Below are 20283 nucleotides of genomic sequence, written 5' to 3'. Positions count from 1 at the left end.
CCCGCCCGGCCCTCCTACGGCTCCACGGGGGCGAAGCGGACCCGGCCGCCGATCTCGACCGTGCCGTCGGGGCCGGGGGCGGTGAGGATCTGGGAGCCCCTGCCCTGTGTGATGTTCAGGGCGCGGTTGAGCTGGGCGGTCAGCAGGAGCGCCGCCGAGCCGGTGGCCTCGTCCTCCACGATGACGCCGTCGGGGCGGCGCGGGAAGCCGCGGGCGCGGACGCGGCCGGCCGCCTCGTCCTCCCAGGCCCACGCGTACAGCCAGCCCTCGCCGGGCGGCGGGCTCGGCAGGGCCTCGACCTCGTCGACGGTGGCGAACTGCTGCGTCCGCTTGCCCTCGACCCACTCGGGGCGGGCGGTGATCCAGGTGAACTCGCCGTCGTCGCGGGCCCAGACCTCCCCGACGGGCGGGTTGAGCAGTTCGACGTCGAGCAGCCAGGCGAGTCCGACCAGCGGGTGCCCGGCGAAGGACATCCGCACCCCGGGGGTCCAGATGTCGACGACGCCGCGCTCGGGGTCGTCCACGAAGACCGTCTCGCTGTAGCCGAGCTCGGCGGCCAGGGCCTGCCGGGAGGCGGCGTCGGGATGGCGGCGGCCGTCGCGGACCACGCCGAGCGCGTTGCCGTGGCGCCCGTCGGCCGCGCAGAACACCTTGAGCACGTCGAGATCGTTCACGCGGGCATTGAAGCACGGAGACACCGGGCCACCAGGGGGTCCATCGCGGAACCTTTGCCTCCGGCAGACCGGCGCAGGGGGACGCCGGCGGACGCAGAGGGACGTCGGCGGACGTCGGCGGACGGCGGCGGACGGGTTGCCGGATCGTGATCTGGCCGGGGGCGTTCCGGCGTACGGAACGGTAACCCCCGCGACCCCGGCCGCTTGACCCTCCCTTTACCTCTCGATGGGGCCCTCGTGGAGCGGCCGTGACGGCCCCGTGTCCGGGCCACGCGGGTGTTAGCCGAATCACTGGACGGGTGGGTATGGGTGAGGTAAGCCTCGGTTAAGTTAGGTCCGCCTCATCGGCCTGCCTCACCCCGAGGCGGTCCCCTGACCCCCGCCTGGAGCCCGCATGCGACCCGTCCGCTTCTCCGTCGTCACCGCTGCCGCCGCCGCGGCCGCCCTGACCGCCGTCACCGGCTGCGCCGAGAAGAGCGACGCGAAAGGCGAGGGCGGCATCAGCGTGACCGCGACCGACACCGCGTGCGAGGTCTCCAAGAAGGAGTTCCCCGCGGGCAAGGTCGTCCTGGAGGTCGAGAACAAGGGCTCCAAGGTCACCGAGGTCTACGTCCTCTTCCCGGACGACCGGATCGTCACCGAGCGCGAGAACATCGGCCCCGGCACCAAGGCCACCATCACCGCCGAGATCAAGGCCGGCGACTACGCCATCGCCTGCAAGCCCGGCATGAAGGGCGACGGCATCCGCCAGGCCGTGAAGGCCACCGGCAAGGGCGCCACCGCCGTCAAGCGCAGCCCCGAGCTGGACGCGGCCGTGGCCGAGTACCGCAAGTGGGTCCAGCAGCAGGCCGACGAGACCCTCCCGAAGGTCAAGGTCTTCACCGACGCCGTCAAGGCCGGCGACATCGAGGCCGCCAAGAAGGCGTACGCCGACTCCCGCATCGGCTGGGAGCGCACCGAGCCCGTGGCCGAGTCCTTCGGCGACATCGACCCGAAGGTCGACGTCCGCGAGGACGGCCTGGAGGCCGGCCAGGAGTGGACCGGCTGGCACAAGCTGGAGAAGGCCCTCTGGGCCGACAAGAAGATCGGCGACGCCGAGAAGAAGCTGGCCGACACCCTGGTCGCGGACCTGACCGACTGGCAGAAGCGCGTCGGCAAGGCCGAGATCACCCCCACCTCGATGGCCAACGGCGCCAAGGAGCTCCTCGACGAGGTCGCCTCCGGCAAGGTCACGGGCGAGGAGGAGCGCTACAGCCACACCGACCTGGTCGACTTCAAGGCCAACGTCGAGGGCGCCCAGAAGTCGTACGAGCTGCTCAAGCCGGTCGCCGCCAAGAACGACCCGGCGCTCGCCGCCGAGCTGGACAAGCAGTTCGCCGCGATGAACACGCTGCTCGACAAGTACCGCGCGGACAAGAACAGCTACGTCTTCGTCTCGTACGACACGGTCGGCAAGGACCAGCGCAAGGAGCTGTCCGACGGCGTCAGCGCCCTGGGTGAGCCGCTCTCCAAGCTCGCCGCCGCGGTCGTCAAGTAACCCGAGCCCGCGTCCTCACGTCCCGCGTCCAGGGGGTGCAGCCCGATGTCCGGAAAGCCTGAGATGAGCGAAGAGAACACCACGGTGTCCACCGAGTCCGAGTCCGCCGCCGCGGCCGAGCCCAGCGGCCCCTCCCGCCGGTCCGTCCTGGGCTGGGGCGGCGCGGGCCTCGCGCTCGGCGCCGCGGCCGCGGGCGGCACCGCCGCCGCGCTGGCCGGCTCGGGCGAGACCGTACCGGCCGCCCTGACGGGCGCCGCGGTGCCCTTCCACGGCGCCCACCAGGCGGGCATCGCCTCGGCGGTCCAGGACCGCCTGCACTTCGCCGCCTTCGACGTGAAGACCACGGACCGCGCCGAGCTGGTGCAGCTCCTGAAGGACTGGACCCGGGCGGCCGAGCGGATGACCGCCGGCCTCCCGGTCGGCGAGGGCGCGGTCGGCGGCCTCCCGGAGGCCCCGCCGGACGACACCGGCGAGGCCCTCGGCCTGAAGCCGTCCCGCCTCACCGTCACCATCGGCTTCGGCGCCTCGCTCTTCGCCAAGGGCCGCTTCGGCCTGGAGGGCAGGCGCCCCGAGGCCCTGGTCGACCTGGAGCTGTTCCCCGGCGACAACCTGGACCCGGCCCGCTCCGGCGGCGACCTCTGCATCCAGGCCTGTGCCGACGACCCGCAGGTCGCCGTCCACGCCATCCGCCAGTTCGCCCGCATCGGCTTCGGCAAGGTCGTGGTGCGCTGGTCGCAGCTCGGCTTCGGCAAGACCTCCTCGACCACCCCCGAGGAGCAGACGCCGCGCAACATGATGGGCTTCAAGGACGGCACCCGGAACATATCGGGCACCGACACCGCCGCCCTGGAGAAGCACGTCTGGGTCGCCCCGAAGGACGTGCCGGGCGAGTCGGCCTGGATGGCCGGCGGCTCGTACCTGGTGGCGCGCCGGATCCGGATGAACATCGAGATCTGGGACCGTACGCCGCTCCAGGAGCAGGAGGACATCTTCGGCCGGGACAAGGCCGAGGGCGCCCCGGTGGGCAAGTCCAAGGAGCGCGACGAGCCGTTCCTGAAGGCGATGAAGCCCGAGGCGCACGTCCGCCTCGCGCACCCCGACAGCAATAACGGCGCGACCATCCTGCGCCGCGGCTACTCCTTCACGGACGGCACGGACGGGCTGGGCCGCCTCGACGCGGGCCTGTTCTTCCTCGCGTACCAGCGGGACGTGCGCAAGGGCTTCATCCCGGTCCAGCGCAGCCTCGCGCGGGCCGACGTCCTGAACGAATACATCCAGCACGTGGGCTCGGCCGTCTTCGCCGTCCCGCCGGGCGTCCGCGACAAGGACGACTGGTGGGGCCGGGCGCTGTTCTCCTGACGAGCGCGGGGAGGGAACCGACGTGTTCAGCAACTACCTGATCGGCCTGCGTGAGGGCCTCGAAGCCAGCCTGGTCGTCTGCATCCTGGTCGCCTATCTGGTCAAGACCGGCAACAAGGGCAGACTGCCCGCCATCTGGACCGGCGTGGGCATCGCCGCCGCCATCAGCCTCGCCTTCGGCGCGGGCCTGGAGTTCGGCAGCCAGGAACTGACCTTCGAGGCGCAGGAGGCCCTGGGCGGCACCCTGTCGATCGTCGCGGTCGGCCTGGTGACCTGGATGGTCTTCTGGATGAAGCGCACCGCGCGGCACCTGAAGGCCGAACTGCACGGCAAGCTCGACGCCGCGCTCGCCATGGGCACCGGCGCGCTCGTCACCACGGCCTTCCTGGCCGTGGGCCGCGAGGGCCTGGAGACCTCCCTCTTCGTGTGGCGCTCCGTGAAGGCCGCCGGCGACGGCACCAGCCCGCTGGTCGGCGCCCTGCTGGGCATCGCCTCCTCGGTGGTGCTGGGCTGGCTGTTCTACCGGGGCGCGCTGAAGATCAACCTCGCGAAGTTCTTCACCTGGACCGGCGGCATGCTGGTCGTCGTGGCCGCGGGCGTGCTCGCGTACGGGGTCCACGACCTCCAGGAGGCCAGGTTCGTCGGCGGCCTCCAGGACAAGGCCTTCGACATCAGCACGACCATCCCCCCGGACAGCTGGTACGGCACCCTTCTGAAGGGAACCTTCAATTTCCAGCCCGACCCGACGGTGCTTCAGGTCACGGTGTGGGCGCTCTACCTGATCCCGGCGCTCGCTCTGTTCCTGCTCCCGGTAGGGTTCGGACGGTCGGCGGGGGCGAAGGAGCAGAAGAGTAGCCATGAGCAGGCTGAGCAGGCTGAGGCGGCCGGGGGCGGTGACGGCCGCGACGGCGGTGCTGGCGCTGACGGCGAGCGCGTGCGTGACGGTGCACGGGGCGGAAGCAGTCGTTCCGTCGGCGACGAAGGCTGAGGCCGCGCAGGCGCTGACGGACTTCCTCGCCGCCTACAACCGGGCCGAGAAGGTCTACGACGAGACGCTCATCGCCTCCTCGGTGACCGGCCCGTACGGCGACGCCAAGAAGGCCAACCTGCGCGCCAACAAGGCCCTCAAGCCCGGTGGCAACACGAAGTTCAAGCCGCTCCAGCTGACCGACGTCGCCTACACCATCCCGAAGAAGGCCGGCTGGCCGCGCTTCTTCGTCGCGGACACCGACAGCAACAAGGACGCGGGCACCGACAAGGCCGACAGCCGGGTCGTGCTGACCTTCGTCAAGAGCGCCCCCCGGCAGCCCTGGCAGGTCGCGTACGTCTCCGTGCTGATGCCGGAGGAGGTGCCGGTCTTCAAGACGGACGCGGACGGCTGGGCCGAGCCGGTGGACCCGGCCGCCAAGGACGTGGCGATACCCCCCGGCGAGCTGAGCAAGCGGTACGCCGCCTACCTCACCGACGGGCGGCCGAACGGCTTCGCGCCGGGCAGCCAGACCACCGGCCGCCGCGCCGTCCGGGCCCGAAACGCGGAACGGCAGGGCCTGACCACGCGCTGGGTCGACCGGGCCGCGGACACCGGGTCCTACGCGCCGCTCGGCCTGCGCACGCAGAACGGCGGGGCCTTCGTCTTCTTCGCCTCCCGCCACTTCGAGCAGCAGCGGATCGACAAGTCGGTCAAGGGCGCGAAGCTGCCGCTGACCTCCGGGGTCAAGGCGATCATGACGGGCACGGCGGACACCACGCTGGTGCGCGAGTTCGTCTCTGCCCAGACCGTCTCCCTGCCGCCGGCCACCGAGACCAACCCCCGGGCGCTGTTCCTCAGCCGCACCCAGGGGCTGGTCGTGGCGAAGGGCTCGTAGGCCCCGCCCGGCCGGACGGACCCGTCCGCCCGGCCCCGGTCCGGTCCGTCAGGCGGCCGGGATGCGGGTGCCGGTGCCGGAGACGCGCACCCGCGGGTCGCCGGCCACGAGCGAGACCGTCAGCTCCCCCGGCCGGCCCATGTCCGCGCCCTGGTGGAGCGTGAGCACCGCCTCCTCGCCGACCAGGCCGCGCTCCCGGGCGTACGCGCCGAAGGCGGCCGCCGCGGCACCGGTGGCCGGGTCCTCCACGACACCGCCCACCGGGAACGGGTCCCGCACGTGGAAGACGTGGTCCGACTCGCGGTACACCAGCTGCACGGTGGTCAGGTCCAGCCGCAGCATCAGCGCCTCCAGCCGCCCGAAGTCGTACGCCAGGTCCGCGAGCCGCTCGCGGGTGCCGGCCGCGAGCACCAGGTGCCGGGCCCCCGCGTAGGCGATGCCCGGGGTGAACGCCGGGTCCAGGTCGGCCGCCGGCCAGTCCAGCGCGGCGAGGGCCTCCGCGAGGTCGTCGGCGCCGATCTCCTCCACCCGGGGCTCCACGCTGGTGAGCGTGGCCCGGTAGCGGTCCCCGCCGTCGGCGGTCACCGACACCGGCACCGTCCCGGCGCGCGTGGCGAAGAGCAGCTCGCCGGGGCCGTTCCGCTCGCCCAGCGCCACGGCGGTGGCCACGGTGGCGTGCCCGCAGAACGGCACCTCCGCCTTCGGGCTGAAGTACCGGATCGTGAACGCCCGGCCCGGCTCGCCGGCCAGCTCCGCGGGCGGGGGCGTCAGGAAGGCGGTCTCGCTGTAGCCCAGCGCGGCGGCGGTCTCCAGCATGGCGGCGTCGTCCAGGCCGGACGCGTCGAGCACCACCCCGGCGGGGTTGCCGCCCTCGGGGTCGGCGGAGAAGGCCGTGTAGCGCAGCACCTCGGCGGAGGCGTCGGAAGTCGTCATGATCGGGCCAACTCCGGTACCGGCCGCGGCATTCCCCGGCCGGGGCCCCGGAGTCAGCCGCGCCCGATGAACGGCATGTTCGTCGCCATCACCGTGGCGAACTGCACGTTCGCCTCCAGCGGCAGCTCCGCCATGTGCAGCACCGTGCGCGCCACGTCCCCGGCGTCCATCACCGGCTCGACCGCGAGCTGCCCGTTGGCCTGCAGGATGCCGGTCTGCATCCGCTCGGTCATCTCGGTGGCCGCGTTGCCGATGTCGATCTGCCCGCAGGCGATCCGGTACGGCCGCCCGTCCAGGGACAGCGACTTCGTCAGCCCCGTCACCGCGTGCTTGGTCGCCGTGTACGCCACCGAGTGGGGGCGCGGCACCTGGGCCGAGATCGAGCCGTTGTTGATGATCCGGCCGCCCTGCGGGTCCTGCTCCCTCATCTGGCGGAACGCCGCCTGCGCGCACAGGAACGCCCCGGTCAGGTTGACGTCCACCACCGTGCGCCAGTCCTCGTACGACAGCTCGTCGAGCGGCACCCCGCCCGGGCCGAAGGTGCCCGCGTTGTTGAAGAGCAGGTCGAGCCGCCCGTACCGCTCGCGCACCGCGGCGAAGAGGGCGGTCACGGACGCCGGGTCGCTCACGTCGGCCGGTACGCACAGCACGTCGGCCGTCTCCCCGGCCGCCTCCGCCGTCTCCTCCAGCGCCTCCCGCCGGCGGCCGGCGAGCGCCAGGGACCAGCCGGCCGCCGCCAGGGCGAGCGCCACGGACCGGCCGATGCCGGAGCCCGCGCCCGTCACTACAGCGATTTTCTTCCGAGGTGCGTTCATGAGGCCGCAATGTACGTGACCTGAAGTCCGGACCCACGGACGTTCCACAGGCTGAGAGCATGGGTGCCGTCCCGGGTGACGCGTGTACACGAGACTTGGAGTTCGCATGACGGAGAGCGGCCGCCCCACCGTCCCCGACGAGGAGATACCCGGTGGTCCCGCACCACGGGAACCCGCACCCCCCGAGACCCGGGCCGACCCTCTGGGAGCACCGGTCGCCGGGCCCCCGGCGGCGCGCCGCACACCGCTCCTGGTGGTCCTGATCCTCGGCGGGCTCGTCGCCCTGACGCCGCTGTCGATGGACATGTACCTGCCCGCCCTGCCGGAGATCGCCGGCGCCCTGGGCACCCCGGCGGCCACGGTCCAGCTCACCCTCACGGCCTGCCTGGCCGGCATGGCCCTGGGCCAGATGGTGATCGGCCCGATGAGTGACAAGTGGGGCCGCCGCCGCCCGCTGCTGATCGGCATGGCCGTGTACGTGGTGGCCACCGCGGTCTGCGCGCTGGCGCCCAGCGCGGAGCTGCTCATCGGGTTCCGCCTGGTCCAGGGCCTGGCCGGCTCAGCGGGCGTGGTGATCGCCCGGGCCGTGGTGCGCGACATGTTCGACGGCGTCGCGATGGTGCGGTTCTTCTCCACCCTGATGCTGGTCTCCGGGGCGGCGCCGATCGTCGCGCCGCTGATCGGCGGGCAGGTGCTGCGCTTCTCCGACTGGCGGGGCGTCTTCGTGGTGCTGACGGCCGTGGGCCTGGTGCTGACCGTGCTGGTCTGGCGGCTCCTCGACGAGACGCTGCCGCCGGAGCGCCGGCAGGCCGGCGGGGTGGGCGCCTCGCTGCGGGCGGTCCGGGGGCTGCTGGCCGACCGGGTGTTCACCGGCTACACGCTGGCGGGCAGCTTCGCGTTCGCGGTGCTCTTCTCGTACGTCTCGGCCTCCAGCTTCGTGGTGCAGGAGATCTACGGCGCCTCGGCACAGACCTTCAGCCTGCTGTTCGGCCTGAACGCGATCGGCCTGATCACCGCCGGACAGGTCAACGGCAAGCTGCTGGCGGGCCGGGTCAGCCTCGACAAGGTGCTGGCCGGCGGTCTGGCGGTGATCTCGCTGGCCGCGACGGCGCTGCTGCTGATCACCACCGGGGTGTTCGGCGAGGTGGGCCTGGCGCCGGTGGCCGGCTGCCTGTTCGTGCTGATGTCGGCCCAGGGCGTGGTGCTGCCCAACACCAACAGCCAGGCCCTGCTGCGGGCCCCGCACGCCGCCGGTTCCGCCTCCGCGCTGCTCGGCAGCAGCTCGTTCCTGGTGGGCGCGGTGGCCTCGCCGCTGGTGGGCATCGCGGGCGAGCACACCGCGGTGCCGATGGCCGTCGTGCAGGTGGGCAGCGCCCTCGCGGCGGTGGCCTGCTTCGTCTTCCTGTGCCGCCCCGGGCGGAGCCGGGCGCAGGTGGCAGCGGCTTAAACTCTCGGGGTGAACGCCTCTGTCCCCACCGCCGACGCGCTGCGCGGCGCGCTCGCCGGCCTCCTCGACGGGCTGCCGCCGAAGCAGGCCACCGCCGCCGTCGACCGGCTCATCGCCAACTACCGGGGACGCACCCCGACCGACGCGCCCGTGCTGCGCGACCGCTCCGACGTGGTCGCGTACGCGGCGTACCGGATGCCCGCGACCTTCGAGGCGGTACGGGCCTCCCTGGCCGGCCTCGCGGACGCGGCCCCGGACTGGTCCCCCGCCTCGCACGTGGACGTCGGCGGCGGCACCGGCGCGGCGACCTGGGCGGTGGACGCCGTCTGGGAGGGGCCGCGCGAGACGACGGTGCTGGACTGGGCCGAGCCGGCCCTGGCGCTGGGCCGGGAGCTGGCGGGGGCCGCGCCCTCGCCGGTGCTGCGGGGCGCGCGCTGGCAGAAGGCCGTGATCGGTACGGCGCTGAGCCTGCCCGAGGCGGACCTGGCGACGGTCTCGTACGTCCTGGGCGAGCTGACCGCGGAGGCCCGGGCGGCGGTGGTGGCCGAGGCCGCGCGCAGCGCCCGCGCGGTGGTGGTCATCGAGCCCGGCACCCCCGAGGGCTACCTGCGCGTCCGGGAGGCCCGGGACCGGCTGATCGAGGCGGGCCTGCACGTGGCCGCCCCCTGCCCGCACGACGGGGCCTGCCCGATCGTGGTCGGCGAGGACTGGTGCCACTTCTCGGCGCGGGTCAGCCGGTCCTCGCTGCACCGGCAGGTGAAGGGCGGCTCGCTGGCGTACGAGGACGAGAAGTTCAGCTACGTCGCCGCCACCCGCTTCCCGGTGGCCCCGGCCACGGCCCGGGTCACCCGGCGGCCGCAGATCCGCAAGGGCCTGGTCATGCTGGACCTGTGCGGCCCCGACGGCCTGGTCCGGGAGACGGTCTCGAAGCGGCACGGCGCCCTCTACAAGTCGGCGCGCGACGCCGAGTGGGGCGACGCCTGGCCCCCGGCGCAGTAGCCGGGGGCCCGGGCCGGGCTACATCCGGAGCTCCTGGGTGCAGCACTTCACGCTGCCGCCGCCCTTGAGGAGTTCGCCCAGGTCCATGCCGATCGGCTCGAACCCGCGGGCGCGCAGCGGCTGGTAGAGGCCGACCGCCGCCTGCGGGAGCAGGACGTGGCGGCCGTCGGAGACCGCGTTGAGGCCCAGGGCCGCGGCGTCCTCCTCCGTCGCGATCAGCGCGTCGGGGAAGAGGCGGCGGAGCACGGACCGGCTGCCGGGCGAGAACGCCTCGGGGAAGTACATGATCTCGTCGCCGTCGAGCACCGAGAGCGCGGTGTCGAGGTGGTAGTAGCGCGGGTCCACCAGGTCGAGCCCGATGACGGGCCGGCCGAAGAACTCCTGGGCCTCGTCGTGGGAGAGCGGCGAGGACCGGAATCCGCGCCCGGCCAGGACGTACGAGGCGGTCACGGCGAAGTCGCCCTCCCCCTCGTTGATGTGGGACGGCTCGTGGATCTCGGTGAAGCCGTTCGCCCGGAACCAGTCCAGGTGTTCCTGCGCCTCGGCGGTCCGCTCGGGATAGGCGAAGCGGGCGCCGAGCACACGGCCGTCGATGACGGTGGCGCCGTTGGCGGCGAAGACCATGTCCGGCAGGCCGGGGCGCGGCTCCAGGAGCTCCACGGTGTGGCCGAGGGCGCGGTAGCGGTCGCGCAGGTCTTCCCACTGGGTCAGGCACAGTTGCAGGTCCACCGGCTTGTCCGGGTCCATCCACGGGTTGATGGAGTAGGTGACCCTGAAGTGCGTGGGTGGGCACATCAGGTACCGGCGGGGTGTGGCGTCTCTGCGCAAAGAGGGCTCCTCACGGGACACGACGGCCGCGCCACCGGGTTGGGCGACGCGCGAAGAGAATCGTCTCTCCTGAACGCGCGCGGCGCATTGAACTGATCGGGTGGTTTTCGCGACGCCCCCACGAAATCCCGCCCCCCGCACCGAATCTCCGCTACGGGGCCAACAGACCGCCGGGCCTCCACCGAGGGCACACGTCCGCCCGTCGCCTCCCCTTGGCAGGGCCAGGTGGGTCGCGTGGTGTGTGGGGGAGGTGCTTGAGGCGTGGTCCGGAGGAAGGCCCGGGCCTGGGGTGGCCGAAGGCCAGGGCGAAGCGCTCCAGCCCCCCCGCCAGGGCAATACCGGCGTGGCCGCGCCCCACCCCACTCCCCCGCACTTCCCTTGGCCGCCCAGGTGGGTCGTGTGGTGTGTGGGGAAGGTGCTTGAGGCGTCGTGGCAGGCTGGTCCGGAGGCAGGCCCGGGCCGGGGGTGGCCGAAGGCCAGGGGCGCAGCCCCCCTGCCCCCGGGGTGGGCCTGCCGCTGGGCCTGCAGGCCACGACGGGTCAAGCACCGAGGGGACCCACACACCACACGACCCACCCCCGAAGCTCCGGCGGGCCGTGCCCCCGCGCCAGCACGAGGCGGCGGCATCCGGACGCAGCGGGTCTGCAACGGCGCGGCTATGCAACGACGTGACGGTAGCTCCGCCACAGCACGAGGCCGTGTCAGCCAGCGGCGCGAAGGCGCGGCCCCGCCCGACGCAGCTCCGCCACAGCACGAGGCCGTGTCAGCCGGGCAGCGCAGCGGCACAACAGGGCGACAGCGGCGCGCCACCGCGACGGCGCACCCACGTACCCACGCGACATCGCGGTGCACCCCACGGCGCGCCCGCGTACCCACGCGACGCCGCGCCCCCGCGGCAGCCCGACGGCGTGACAGCGTGGATCCGCCCGGCGCGGCGCGCGACAGCACGAGGTGGTAGCAGCCCGGCGGCCTGACGGCGTAGCGAGGCGACAGCTCGACGGCGTAGCGGCCACGGCAAGAGGCCGTGGCAGCTGCACAGCGCCCCGCCGGTAGCTCCGCGGCAGCCCGACACCGCGGCGCCGTGGCGAAAGTCACGGGCCGGCAGTGAAGAGGTCGGCGTGAGGGAGACAGGCGGCAGTGACGCGAGGAGCCGTCCAGCCGGGTGCCCCCGCGGGCGCCCCCGGGCCGGATGGCCGGGAGGCGCCGCCGATCAGGGGCGCCATCCGACCGAGGCGCCACGCGACCAGGGCGCCACGCGGCCAAGGGCGCCATCCGCCCTCCCACCCACCACCCCCACCCCTTGCCCCCATATAACCCTTTTCACCCCGCAATGCCCTCCACCCCAACCCCCGTCCCCCCGCCCCCCGGTTGGGAAGTGCGGTCACCCGGGGCGCAGGATGGTGGGACGATGGAACGGTCTGCCGGGGCCAACGGTGAGGTGAGGGGATACATGGGGTCTGAGTCCGGCCGCGTCAAACGCGGTGAGCAGAGCAGGATTTCCCAGTGGCTGCGCGGTCTGCGCAAGCCCGCGGCCGAAGACCCCGGCCGGCAGCGCGAGTCCCTGCTCCTGGCCACGGCCTCCGCGGGCCTCCCGATCGCTCCGGCCGCGCACCCCGCCGGCTACCGCTGTTCGTGCGAACGCATCGGCTGTCCCACGCCCGCCCGGCACCCGCTCTCCTTCGCCTGGCAGACGCAGTCCACCACCGACCGCGCCCAGATCGAGCGCTGGGCCCGCAACCACCCCTCGGCCAACTTCATCACCGCGACCGGCATGGTCCACGACGTCCTGGACGTCCCGCTGGAGGCCGGCCGGGCCGCGCTGGAGCGGCTGCTCGCCGCCGGGGTCGAGGTCGGCCCGGTGGCCGAGTCGGGCGCCGGTGACGAGGGCGGCCACGGCCGCATGCTGTTCTTCACCGCCACCCGCGGCACCCCCGAGGACGAGGACGAGTGGTGGCCCTGCGAACTGGACTGCCATCCCGAGACCATGGACGAGCATCCGGGCCTGCGCTGGCACTGCCGGGGCAGCTACGTGCTCGTACCGCCGGCGGCCCTGCCCGGTGAGCTGACCGTCGACTGGGTACGCGGGCCCGAGCACCCCCTCCCCGATCCGCTGACCCTCCTGGAGACGCTCACCGACGCCTGCGCCCAGCACCTGGCGGACGCCGACCACGACGCGCACGCGGTGGCCTGGCCGCTCAGCCGGTAGGCGGCACCGCCGCGGCGGTCCCCACAGGCACCCAGTCCCCACGGGCACACCCATCCCCACGGGAACCCAGTCCCCCACGGGAACCCAGTCCCCACAGGCACCCCATCCGCAGGGGCACCCCCGCCCTCACCCCCACACGGCCGGCCCCGTCACACCACCGGCCCACCGGACGCTGCCCGCCCACCCACACCTGCCGCCCGGCCCACACCTGCCGCCCGGCCCACACCCGCCACCCCGCCCAACCCGGTCGCCACCCCACCCAGCCCCGCCGCCGCACGGGCCAGTTCCGTCACGCGGTCCCAGTCCCGGGTCGCCAGCACCTCGTCCGGGACCAGCCAGGTGCCGCCCACGCAGGCCACGTTGGGCAGCGCCAGGTACTCCGGTGCCGTCGCGGCCGTGATGCCGCCGGTCGGGCAGAACCGCGCGGCGGGCAACGGCCCGGCCAGCGCGCGCAGGTAGCGCGTGCCGCCGGCCGCCTCGGCCGGGAAGAACTTCAGGTCCGTCACGCCCTGTTCCAGCAGCCCCAGCACCTCCGACGCGGTCGCGGCGCCCGGCAGGTACGGGACCCCCGTCCCCCGCATCGCCGCCAGCAGCCCCGCCGAGCAGCCTGGGCTGACCAGGAACCGCGCCCCCGCCGCCACCGCCCGTTCCGCGTGCCGCGCACCGACCACCGTGCCCGCGCCGACCACCGCCTCCGGGACCTCCGCGGCCACCGCCCTGATCGCGTCCAGCGCGGCCGGTGTGCGCAGGGTCACCTCGATCGCCGGCAGGCCGCCGGCGACCAGCGCCCGGGCCAGCGGCACCGCGGCGGCGCGGTCCTCCAGCACCACGACGGGCAGGACGGGGGCATGGTCCAGCACGGACACCTCGGCCGGTGACGACATGCCGCCATCCTCACGAGTCCGCACGCACAGCGCAACGCCCGTTGCGCTCTGTGCAACGGGCGTCGATGTGAAGGAGCCGGCCGCCCCCTCAGTGGATCTCCGTCACCACCACGTCCAGCGACCACGCCTTGCCGGCCTTCGCCGGGGCCTCGCCCTCGACCACGTACCCCAGGTCCCGCAGCGCGACGAGCAGCTCGGCGGGGTCCGCGGGGGCCGCGCCGGCCCGCAGCAGGTCGCGGACCAGCCGTCCCTTGGTGGCCTTGTTGAAGTGGCTCACCACGGAGCGCTTCTCCACGCCGTCCACCATCTGCGACTGCAGCACCCGCACCGTGGCCGTCCGCCCGGCCACCTCGCCCTTCGGCTTCCACGCGGCCCCGTACGCGGAGGACCGCAGGTCCAGCACCAGGCCGTCGCCCGCCGCCTCCGGCATCACCTCGGCCATCGGCGTCCGCCAGTACGCGCCGAGCGCGCCGAGGCCGGGCAGCTTCACCCCCATCGAGCAGCGGTACGAGGGGATCTCGTCGCCGATCCGCACCGCACCCCACAGCCCCGAGAACACCACCAGCGAGGCCTCGGCGCGGGCCCGGGCGGCCGGCTCCAGGCCGGCCAGGTCCAGGGCGTCGTACAGCACGCCGGTGTAGATCTCCCCGGCCGGGCGGGCGCCGGCGGTGCGCAGCTCCGCGTTCTTGGCGACCTCGCCGCGCAGGCCCTCGCTGAGGCCGAGCACCTCGCGGGCCTTCAGCTCGTCGGCCGCGCACAGCTCGACCAGCTCGTCGAGCACGGCGGCGCGGGCCGCGGCCAGGCCCGGCAGGGAGAGCCCCTCGGGCTTGAGGGGCGAGCCGGAGCCACTGGCGGCCTTTCCTTCGGACGGCGGCAGCAGCACGAGCACGGCGGTTCTCCTTCGGGTACGGACGGGCGAGGGGTGCGGCCCCCAGAAGAGCGTAGCCGCGCCCCCGCCCCGCTCTCGCCGTGCCGGTCCCCGCCCCCGCCCCTACGCTCGGGTACATGCCACGCCGTCAGATGCACATGACCGGCGCAGCGGCGGCCCCGCTGCGGGACGCCCTGCGGGACCTGCGCCGGGAACTCGACGTGCCGGAGGGCTTCCCGGCGGCGGTCCTGGAGGAGGCGGAGCGGGCCGCCCGGGAGCCGCGGCTGCCCGCGGAGGACGCCACCCACGTCCCCTTCCTCACGATCGACCCGCCCGACTCCGTGGACCTCGACCAGGCCCTGCACCTGGAGCGGCGGCCCGGCGGCGGCTACCGCGTCCACTACGCCATCGCCGACGTGGCCGCCTTCGTCGTGCCGGGCGGCGCGGTGGACGCCGAGGCGCACCGCCGGGTGACCACCCTCTACTTCCCCGACGAGAAGGTGCCGCTGCACCCGGCCGTGCTGTCCGAGGGGGCGGCCAGTCTGCTGCCGGACCACACCGCGCCCGCACTGCTCTGGCGGCACGACCTCGACGGGGACGGCCGGGTGGAGGTCACCGAGGTGCGGCGGGCGCTGGTGCGCAGCCGGGCCAAGCTCGACTACACCGGGGTGCAGCACGCGCTGGACGCCGGCACCGCCGAGGAGCCGCTCGCCCTGCTGCGGGAGGTCGGGCAGCTCCGGGAGGCGCTGGAGGTCGAGCGGGGCGGCGTCTCGCTGAACGTACCGGAGCAGGAGATCAGCAGGCGGGACGACGGCTTCGAGCTCGCGTACCGGGCGCCGCTGCCCGTGGACGGCTGGAACGCGCAGCTCTCGCTGCTGACCGGAATGGCGGCGGCCGGGCTGATGCTGGACGCCGGTACGGGGATCCTGCGCACCCTCCCCATGGCCCCGGACGGCGCGGTCGGCCGCCTGCGCCGGGCGGCGCAGGCGCTGGGCATCGACTGGCCGCACCACGTCCCGTACGCCGAGCTCGTCCGCTCCCTCGACCCGAGGCTCCCCCGGCACGCCGCGTTCCTCCAGGAGTGCACGGCACTGCTGCGGGGCGCGGGGTACACGGTGTTCCGGAACGGCGCGGCCCCGGACCCGGCGGTGCACGCGGCCGTGGCCGCCCCGTACACCCACTGCACCGCGCCGCTGCGCCGCCTGGCCGACCGGTACGCGGGTGAGCTGTGCCTGGCGTTCAGCGCGGGCCGGGAGCCGCCGGAGTGGGCGCTGGCCGCGCTGGACGCGCTCCCGCGCGAGATGGCGGAGGGCACCCGGCGGGCCAACACGGTGGAGCGGGAGTGCGTGGACCTGGTGGAGGCGGCCCTGCTGAAGGACCGGGTGGGCGAGGTCTTCGACGCGACGGTGATCGACGTGAAGGAGCGCGAGCCCCGGGTGGGCACGGTGCACCTGGAGGAGCCGGCGGTGGTGGGGCGCGTCGAGTCCGCCGACGGGGCGCTGCCGCTGGGCGAGCGCATCCGGGTCCGGCTCGCCCAGGCCGACCCGGGCCGCGCGAAGGTCCTCTTCGCCCCGGCCTGAGGCCGGCCCGGCCCCGCCCGGCCTCCGCCCCCGCCCCCTCACCACCTCCGCCCCACCCGGCCTCCGCCTCCGCCCCCTCACCACCTCCCCCTCCTCACCACCTCCGCCCCTCCGTCCCTCCTCACCGCCGCCGCCCCGCAGCCGGCCGCCGGCCGCCGGCGGTCAGAGGTCCGTGCGGGGGCATCTGGCATGGTTTGCGGTGGTTTCGAGGGATGAGCGTCGATCATCCGTGGATAGTGCGGGCATGACGCGTACCCCCCGGCCCACCGCCGCCCCGTCCTCGCCCCCGCCCTCGCCCCCGTCCCCCGCCCCGTCCGGGGCACGGCGCGCCCGTCCGCGCGCCCGCCGGGCCCTGATCGGCGCGGCGCTGCTCGCCCTCACCCTCCAGAGCACCGCCCTCGCCGCACCCGCCGCACCCACCGCCCCCACCGCACCCGCGGCGGACGCGCGGGGCGGCGGCAAGGGCGGCCCCGACTGCGTGCGGACGCAGGGGCCGCTCGGGCCCGACGGCCGGAAGGTGCGGGAGATCGTCCGCCTGGCCAAGGAGGAGCTCCACCTGAACTCCGTCGAGGTGAAGGTCGCGGCGGACGGGCGCGACGTCTACACCGACGCCCTCGGCGAGTCCATGACGGGCGTGCCGGCCCGGCCCGACATGCACTTCCGCGCCGGATCGGTGGTCTTCGCCCACATCGGCACGCTCCTCCTCCAGCTGGCGGAGGAGAAGCGGCTCCGGCTCGACGACACCGTGGAGCGCTGGCTGCCGTACCTGCCCAAGGCGGACCGGATCACCCTGCGGATGCTGGCCACCAACACCAGCGGCCTGCACGACTACGTCACCGACCCGGCCTTCCTCGCGGAGCTGCCGAAGGACCCGTTCCGCCAGTGGACGCCGCAGGAGCTGCTCGCGTTCCCCTTCAGCCACTCCTTCTGGTACGAGCCGGGCACCAGCTGGAGCTACTCGCACGCCAACTACGTGCTCCTGACCGACGCGCTCCAGAAGATCACCGGGACCCGGATCGACGTCCTGCTGAAGGAGCGGATCTGGGGTCCGCTGGGGCTCCGGAACACCCGGAACGACTTCACGCCCGACATCCCCTCCCCCGTCCTGCACGCGTACACCTCCGACCGCGGCTTCTACGAGGAGTCCACCTTCTGGAACCCGTCGTGGACCACGGCGCCCGGCGCCGTCATCACCAGTCACATCTGCGACCTGGCGCGCTCGGCGCAGGGCATCGGCAGCGGTGAGCTGATCTCGCCCCGCTCGTTCCGCACCCTGCTGAACCCGGGCACGGTCGGCCTCGGCGGCGGCACGGCGACCTGCCCCGCGGACGTGTGCCTGAAGCAGACCGACGACTTCCACTTCGGCATGGGCGTGATCGTGGTCAAGGACTGGACCGTGCAGAACCCGTCGTTCTCCGGCTACGCGGCGATCCAGGCGTACCTGCCGGCGGAGCGGCTGGCCGTCGCGGTCTCGGCCACGCAGACCCCGACCACGCCGGAGGGGAACCAGGCCGAGGTGGTCGCGAAGCGGATCGCGGCCGCGCTGGCGCCGGACCACCCGCTGTAGGAAGGGCCCACGGGCGGCCGGGGCCGGGGCTGCCGGGGCTCTCTGCCCCGGGGCCCCCTGCCGCGTCCGTCAGGCCGGCAGCGCCGCCCGGACCCTCGCCACCAGGGCGGCCGGGTCGTCGGCGTGGAAGCGGAGGGTGCGGGCCTCGGTGCGGGCGCCGAGGGGGCGTACGACGGGCAGCGGCCGGGTGAGTTCGAGGGTGACGGTGGTCTGGCTGCCGACGATCAGGTCCAGCGCCCCTTCCCCGTCCTCCCGCACCAGCCGCCCCTCCGGGTAGCGCCGGTCCACCCGTACCGAGGCGATGGCGTCGGCGGGCACCTCCAGGTCGAAGAGCGCGCCGTACCGCACCCGCACCGAGCCGTCCGGGCGGACCAGGTGGGGGCGGGTGACGCAGGCGGCGTGCATCGCGAGGACGAGCACCACCCCGTACACGTCGAGGACCAGCAGCACCCGGTGCACCGCGGGCCAGGGGATCAGATGGGCCAGCGCCACGGTCTCGACGACGGAGACGAAGAGGAAGCCGTACGTCATCGCCGTCTGGGGCGAGGTGTACGGGACGGCGAGGTCGCCCTCGCGCACCCCGTGCCGGCGGTGCGCCACCCACAGGAACAGCGAGCGGGTGGCCCGCAGTTCGTGGACCAGGAGCCTCCGCAGCCACACGGGTGTCCGCAGCCACAGGGCGGTGAGCGTCCTCATGCGCGTCCTCTCTCGATCATGCCGTCCATCACCAGCCGGACCACCTCGGCCTGCGCGGGCTCGAAGTCGGCCAGCAGGGCCTCCTTGAAGCCGGGCACGGCCGGCCCCTCCGCCGGGATCGCGGCGAACACCTCCGCCGGTACCGCGGCGATCAGCGCCGCGGCGAGCGGGCCGATCCGCGGGTCGTCCGCGGGCGCGTCGGCCAGCTCGTCGAGGCGCTCGTACAGCCCGAGTACGGCGGGGTCGGCGGCCAGCGCGCCGAGCGCGGCGTACAGCTCCGCGCCCCCGCGGCCCGCCGTGTCCAGCAGCAGCAGGTGCTCCCGGTCCTTGGCGGCCGTGGGGGAACCGGTGACCGGCACCCGGGCGAGCAGGGCCGCGAGCGCGGGCGGGACGGCCTCGGTGTCGCCGCCCGCCTCCCGCAGCGCGGCCAGCCGCTCCCGGCGTTCCCGCAGCGCGGCCTCCTGGCGGGCCAGGTCGGCGTCCAGCTCCTCCAGTACGTCGGCCAGCTCGCGGCCGGCGTCGTCGGCGAGCACGTCCCGCACCTCGTCCAGGCTCAGGCCCAGCTCGGTCAGCCGCCGGATGCGCGCCAGCAGCACCGCGTCCCGCACGGTGTAGGCGCGGTAGCCGTTGGCCAGCCGCCGGGGCTCGGGCAGCAGCCCGACGTGGTGGTAGTGCCGGACCGCCCGGGTGGTGACCCCGACCAGCGCGGCGATCTCTCCGATCCGCATGCGCCCAGTAGAAACGTTGCCGCTGCGGCAAGGTCAAGCGACGCCGCGGTGCCGGGTAGCATGGTCGGCACGGCAGACGAGCCGGCCGGGCGGCCGCGTCGGGCCCCGCGAGGGGACCGCCGAGGAACGTCCGGGCTCCACAGGGCAGGGTGGTGGGTAACGCCCACCCGGGGTGACCCGCGGGACAGTGCCACAGAAAACAGACCGCCGGGGGCTTCGGCCTCCGGTAAGGGTGAAACGGTGGTGTAAGAGACCACCAGCGCCTGGGGTGACCCAGGCGGCTAGGTAAACCCCACCCGGAGCAAGGTCAAGAGGGGCCGGAGGAATCCGGCCCTGCGCGGACGATCGAGGGCTGCCCGCCCGAGTCCGCGGGTAGACCGCACGAGGCCGGTGGCAACACCGGTCCTAGATGGATGGCCGTCTCCCCGGCGACCGCGAGGTCTCCGGGCGACAGAACCCGGCGTACAGGCCGACTCGTCTGCCACACCCGCACTGACCTGGGGAATCCCCGGTCGGGGCGGGTTTTTGCATACCGGGGCCGGACGTGACGGTGCCCCCGTCCGCTGCTCGGGCAGCGGACGGGGGCACCGTCGGTCCCGGCCGGGCCGCGCCGGGCCCGGCCGGCTCGGCGTCAGCCGGTGGGCTGGCAGATCGTGTAGACGCGTACGCCGGTGTCCGCCGCGACGGGCGGGTTCTTCAGCCACACGTCCCACCGGTTGGCCTCGGTGTTGGGGTGGCTGGTCAGCAGGTTCGCGTCGGACGGGGTGCCCGTCTGGTAGAAGCCGCCGCCGATCACGTCCGTACCGGCGGGGCAGACGGGACCGGCGTAGTTGCGCGAGGTGTTCCGGGACACGGCCTGGACCTCACCGACGAGCGTGACCGGCTTCCGAGTCGGCCCTGCCGCCCCGGTGTCCCCCTTGGGCCCCTGAGCTCCGGTGTCACCCTTCGGCCCCGCGGACCCCTGAACTCCGGTGTCACCCTTCGGCCCCGCGAGACCCTGGGCTCCGGTGTCGCCCTTCGGCCCCGCGGGACCGGCAGGACCCGCGGGACCCGCCTCGCCACGCTCGCCCTTCAGGCCCTGGGCACCGGTCTGACCCACATCACCCTCGTCGCCCTTGGGCCCCTGCGCGCCGGTGTCGCCCTTCGGCCCCGCGGGACCGGCAGGACCCGCCGGACCCGCCTCGCCACGCTCGCCCCTCGGGCCCTGGGCACCGGTCTGACCCACATCACCCTCGTCGCCCTTGGGCCCCTGCGCGCCGGTGTCGCCCTTCGGCCCCGCGGGACCGGCAGGACCCGC

General features: G+C 74.3%; 18 protein-coding genes and 1 other RNA gene. 10 read left to right on the top strand and 9 right to left on the bottom strand.

The features are described 5' to 3' along the window. Positions 1-14 precede the first annotated feature (14 nt). Positions 15-674: a PhzF family phenazine biosynthesis protein gene (locus ACIQUR_RS08055; RefSeq protein ID WP_403660145.1), complete on the bottom strand. Its 660-nt coding sequence runs from the start codon at positions 672-674 to the stop codon at positions 15-17. A gap of 394 nt (positions 675-1068) precedes the next feature. Here ACIQUR_RS08055 and efeO point away from each other — a divergent pair, with 394 nt between their 5' ends. From efeO to ACIQUR_RS08035, 4 genes are all read left to right on the top strand, one after another. Beyond that, the gene (efeO, locus tag ACIQUR_RS08050) at positions 1069-2211 is read left to right on the top strand and encodes an iron uptake system protein EfeO (protein WP_403660142.1); all 1143 of its coding nucleotides are present in this window, start codon (positions 1069-1071) and stop codon (positions 2209-2211) included. A 63-nt stretch (positions 2212-2274) separates the two neighbouring features. Continuing rightward, complete coding sequence (gene efeB, locus ACIQUR_RS08045; RefSeq protein ID WP_403660139.1) at positions 2275-3570, top strand: iron uptake transporter deferrochelatase/peroxidase subunit; 1296 nt, start codon at positions 2275-2277, stop codon at positions 3568-3570. 22 nt (positions 3571-3592) lie between these two features. Further along, positions 3593-4558 carry an iron uptake transporter permease EfeU gene (gene efeU / locus ACIQUR_RS08040; RefSeq protein ID WP_403660136.1) on the top strand — a complete coding sequence of 322 codons (966 nt, stop codon included), beginning with the start codon at positions 3593-3595 and terminating at the stop codon, positions 4556-4558. Continuing rightward, positions 4464-5435 carry a hypothetical protein gene (locus ACIQUR_RS08035; RefSeq protein WP_403661406.1) on the top strand — a complete coding sequence of 324 codons (972 nt, stop codon included), beginning with the start codon at positions 4464-4466 and terminating at the stop codon, positions 5433-5435. Before efeU ends, ACIQUR_RS08035 begins: the two co-directional genes overlap by 95 nt. A 48-nt stretch (positions 5436-5483) precedes the next feature. Here the strand turns inward: ACIQUR_RS08035 and ACIQUR_RS08030 are convergent, their stop codons facing one another. Both ACIQUR_RS08030 and ACIQUR_RS08025 read right to left on the bottom strand, forming a co-directional pair. Next, positions 5484-6368, bottom strand: a complete 885-nt coding sequence (locus tag ACIQUR_RS08030) for a PhzF family phenazine biosynthesis protein (protein ID WP_403660133.1) — start codon at positions 6366-6368, stop codon at positions 5484-5486. 53 nt (positions 6369-6421) lie between these two features. Next, positions 6422-7183: an SDR family oxidoreductase gene (locus ACIQUR_RS08025; protein WP_403660130.1), complete on the bottom strand. Its 762-nt coding sequence runs from the start codon at positions 7181-7183 to the stop codon at positions 6422-6424. Between the two features lie 106 nt (positions 7184-7289). Between ACIQUR_RS08025 and ACIQUR_RS08020 the strand changes: the two genes are divergently transcribed. Then, positions 7290-8630, top strand: a complete 1341-nt coding sequence (locus ACIQUR_RS08020) for a multidrug effflux MFS transporter (protein ID WP_403660127.1) — start codon at positions 7290-7292, stop codon at positions 8628-8630. Between the two features lie 9 nt (positions 8631-8639). After that, positions 8640-9629 carry a small ribosomal subunit Rsm22 family protein gene (locus ACIQUR_RS08015; protein WP_403660124.1) on the top strand — a complete coding sequence of 330 codons (990 nt, stop codon included), beginning with the start codon at positions 8640-8642 and terminating at the stop codon, positions 9627-9629. A gap of 18 nt (positions 9630-9647) precedes the next feature. Here the strand turns inward: ACIQUR_RS08015 and ddaH are convergent, their stop codons facing one another. Further along, positions 9648-10457, bottom strand: a complete 810-nt coding sequence (gene ddaH / locus ACIQUR_RS08010) for a dimethylargininase (protein WP_403660121.1) — start codon at positions 10455-10457, stop codon at positions 9648-9650. Between the two features lie 1450 nt (positions 10458-11907). Between ddaH and ACIQUR_RS08005 the strand changes: the two genes are divergently transcribed. Then, entirely contained in the window at positions 11908-12663 is a 756-nt protein-coding gene (locus ACIQUR_RS08005; RefSeq protein ID WP_403660118.1) for a bifunctional DNA primase/polymerase, read from the top strand. Positions 12664-12812: 149 nt separating this feature from the next. Here ACIQUR_RS08005 and eda read toward each other — a convergent pair whose 3' ends face one another. After that, positions 12813-13547 carry a bifunctional 4-hydroxy-2-oxoglutarate aldolase/2-dehydro-3-deoxy-phosphogluconate aldolase gene (gene eda / locus ACIQUR_RS08000; RefSeq protein ID WP_403660115.1) on the bottom strand — a complete coding sequence of 245 codons (735 nt, stop codon included), beginning with the start codon at positions 13545-13547 and terminating at the stop codon, positions 12813-12815. Between the two features lie 88 nt (positions 13548-13635). After that, positions 13636-14436 carry a peroxide stress protein YaaA gene (gene yaaA / locus ACIQUR_RS07995; RefSeq protein ID WP_403660113.1) on the bottom strand — a complete coding sequence of 267 codons (801 nt, stop codon included), beginning with the start codon at positions 14434-14436 and terminating at the stop codon, positions 13636-13638. Between the two features lie 116 nt (positions 14437-14552). Here yaaA and ACIQUR_RS07990 point away from each other — a divergent pair, with 116 nt between their 5' ends. Further along, complete coding sequence (locus ACIQUR_RS07990; RefSeq protein ID WP_403660110.1) at positions 14553-15995, top strand: RNB domain-containing ribonuclease; 1443 nt, start codon at positions 14553-14555, stop codon at positions 15993-15995. 244 nt (positions 15996-16239) lie between these two features. Then, the gene (locus ACIQUR_RS07985; protein WP_403660107.1) at positions 16240-17562 is read left to right on the top strand and encodes a serine hydrolase domain-containing protein; all 1323 of its coding nucleotides are present in this window, start codon (positions 16240-16242) and stop codon (positions 17560-17562) included. 69 nt (positions 17563-17631) lie between these two features. Here ACIQUR_RS07985 and ACIQUR_RS07980 read toward each other — a convergent pair whose 3' ends face one another. Next, entirely contained in the window at positions 17632-18258 is a 627-nt protein-coding gene (locus tag ACIQUR_RS07980; RefSeq protein WP_403660104.1) for a hypothetical protein, read from the bottom strand. Next, positions 18255-18986 (bottom strand): MerR family transcriptional regulator, encoded by a 732-nt coding sequence (locus tag ACIQUR_RS07975; RefSeq protein WP_403660101.1) that lies wholly within the window; start codon positions 18984-18986, stop codon positions 18255-18257. The genes ACIQUR_RS07980 and ACIQUR_RS07975 overlap by 4 nt, the downstream gene beginning before the upstream one ends. A 77-nt stretch (positions 18987-19063) precedes the next feature. Between ACIQUR_RS07975 and rnpB the strand changes: the two genes are divergently transcribed. Next, an RNA gene (rnpB, locus tag ACIQUR_RS07970) (RNase P RNA component class A) lies at positions 19064-19467 on the top strand. 150 nt (positions 19468-19617) lie between these two features. On the opposite strand, the gene ACIQUR_RS07965 is transcribed toward rnpB, so the two are convergent. Continuing rightward, positions 19618-19839, bottom strand: a complete 222-nt coding sequence (locus ACIQUR_RS07965; protein ID WP_403660098.1) for a hypothetical protein — start codon at positions 19837-19839, stop codon at positions 19618-19620. Between the last annotated feature and the right edge of the window lie 444 nt (positions 19840-20283).

This window comes from Streptomyces sp. NPDC101132, assembly GCF_044759225.1.
In the GTDB taxonomy this organism is placed as follows: Bacteria; Actinomycetota; Actinomycetes; order Streptomycetales; family Streptomycetaceae; genus Streptomyces.
The sequence above is the reverse complement of the archived record's forward strand: the minus strand, read 5'-3'. Positions and strand labels throughout refer to the sequence as shown.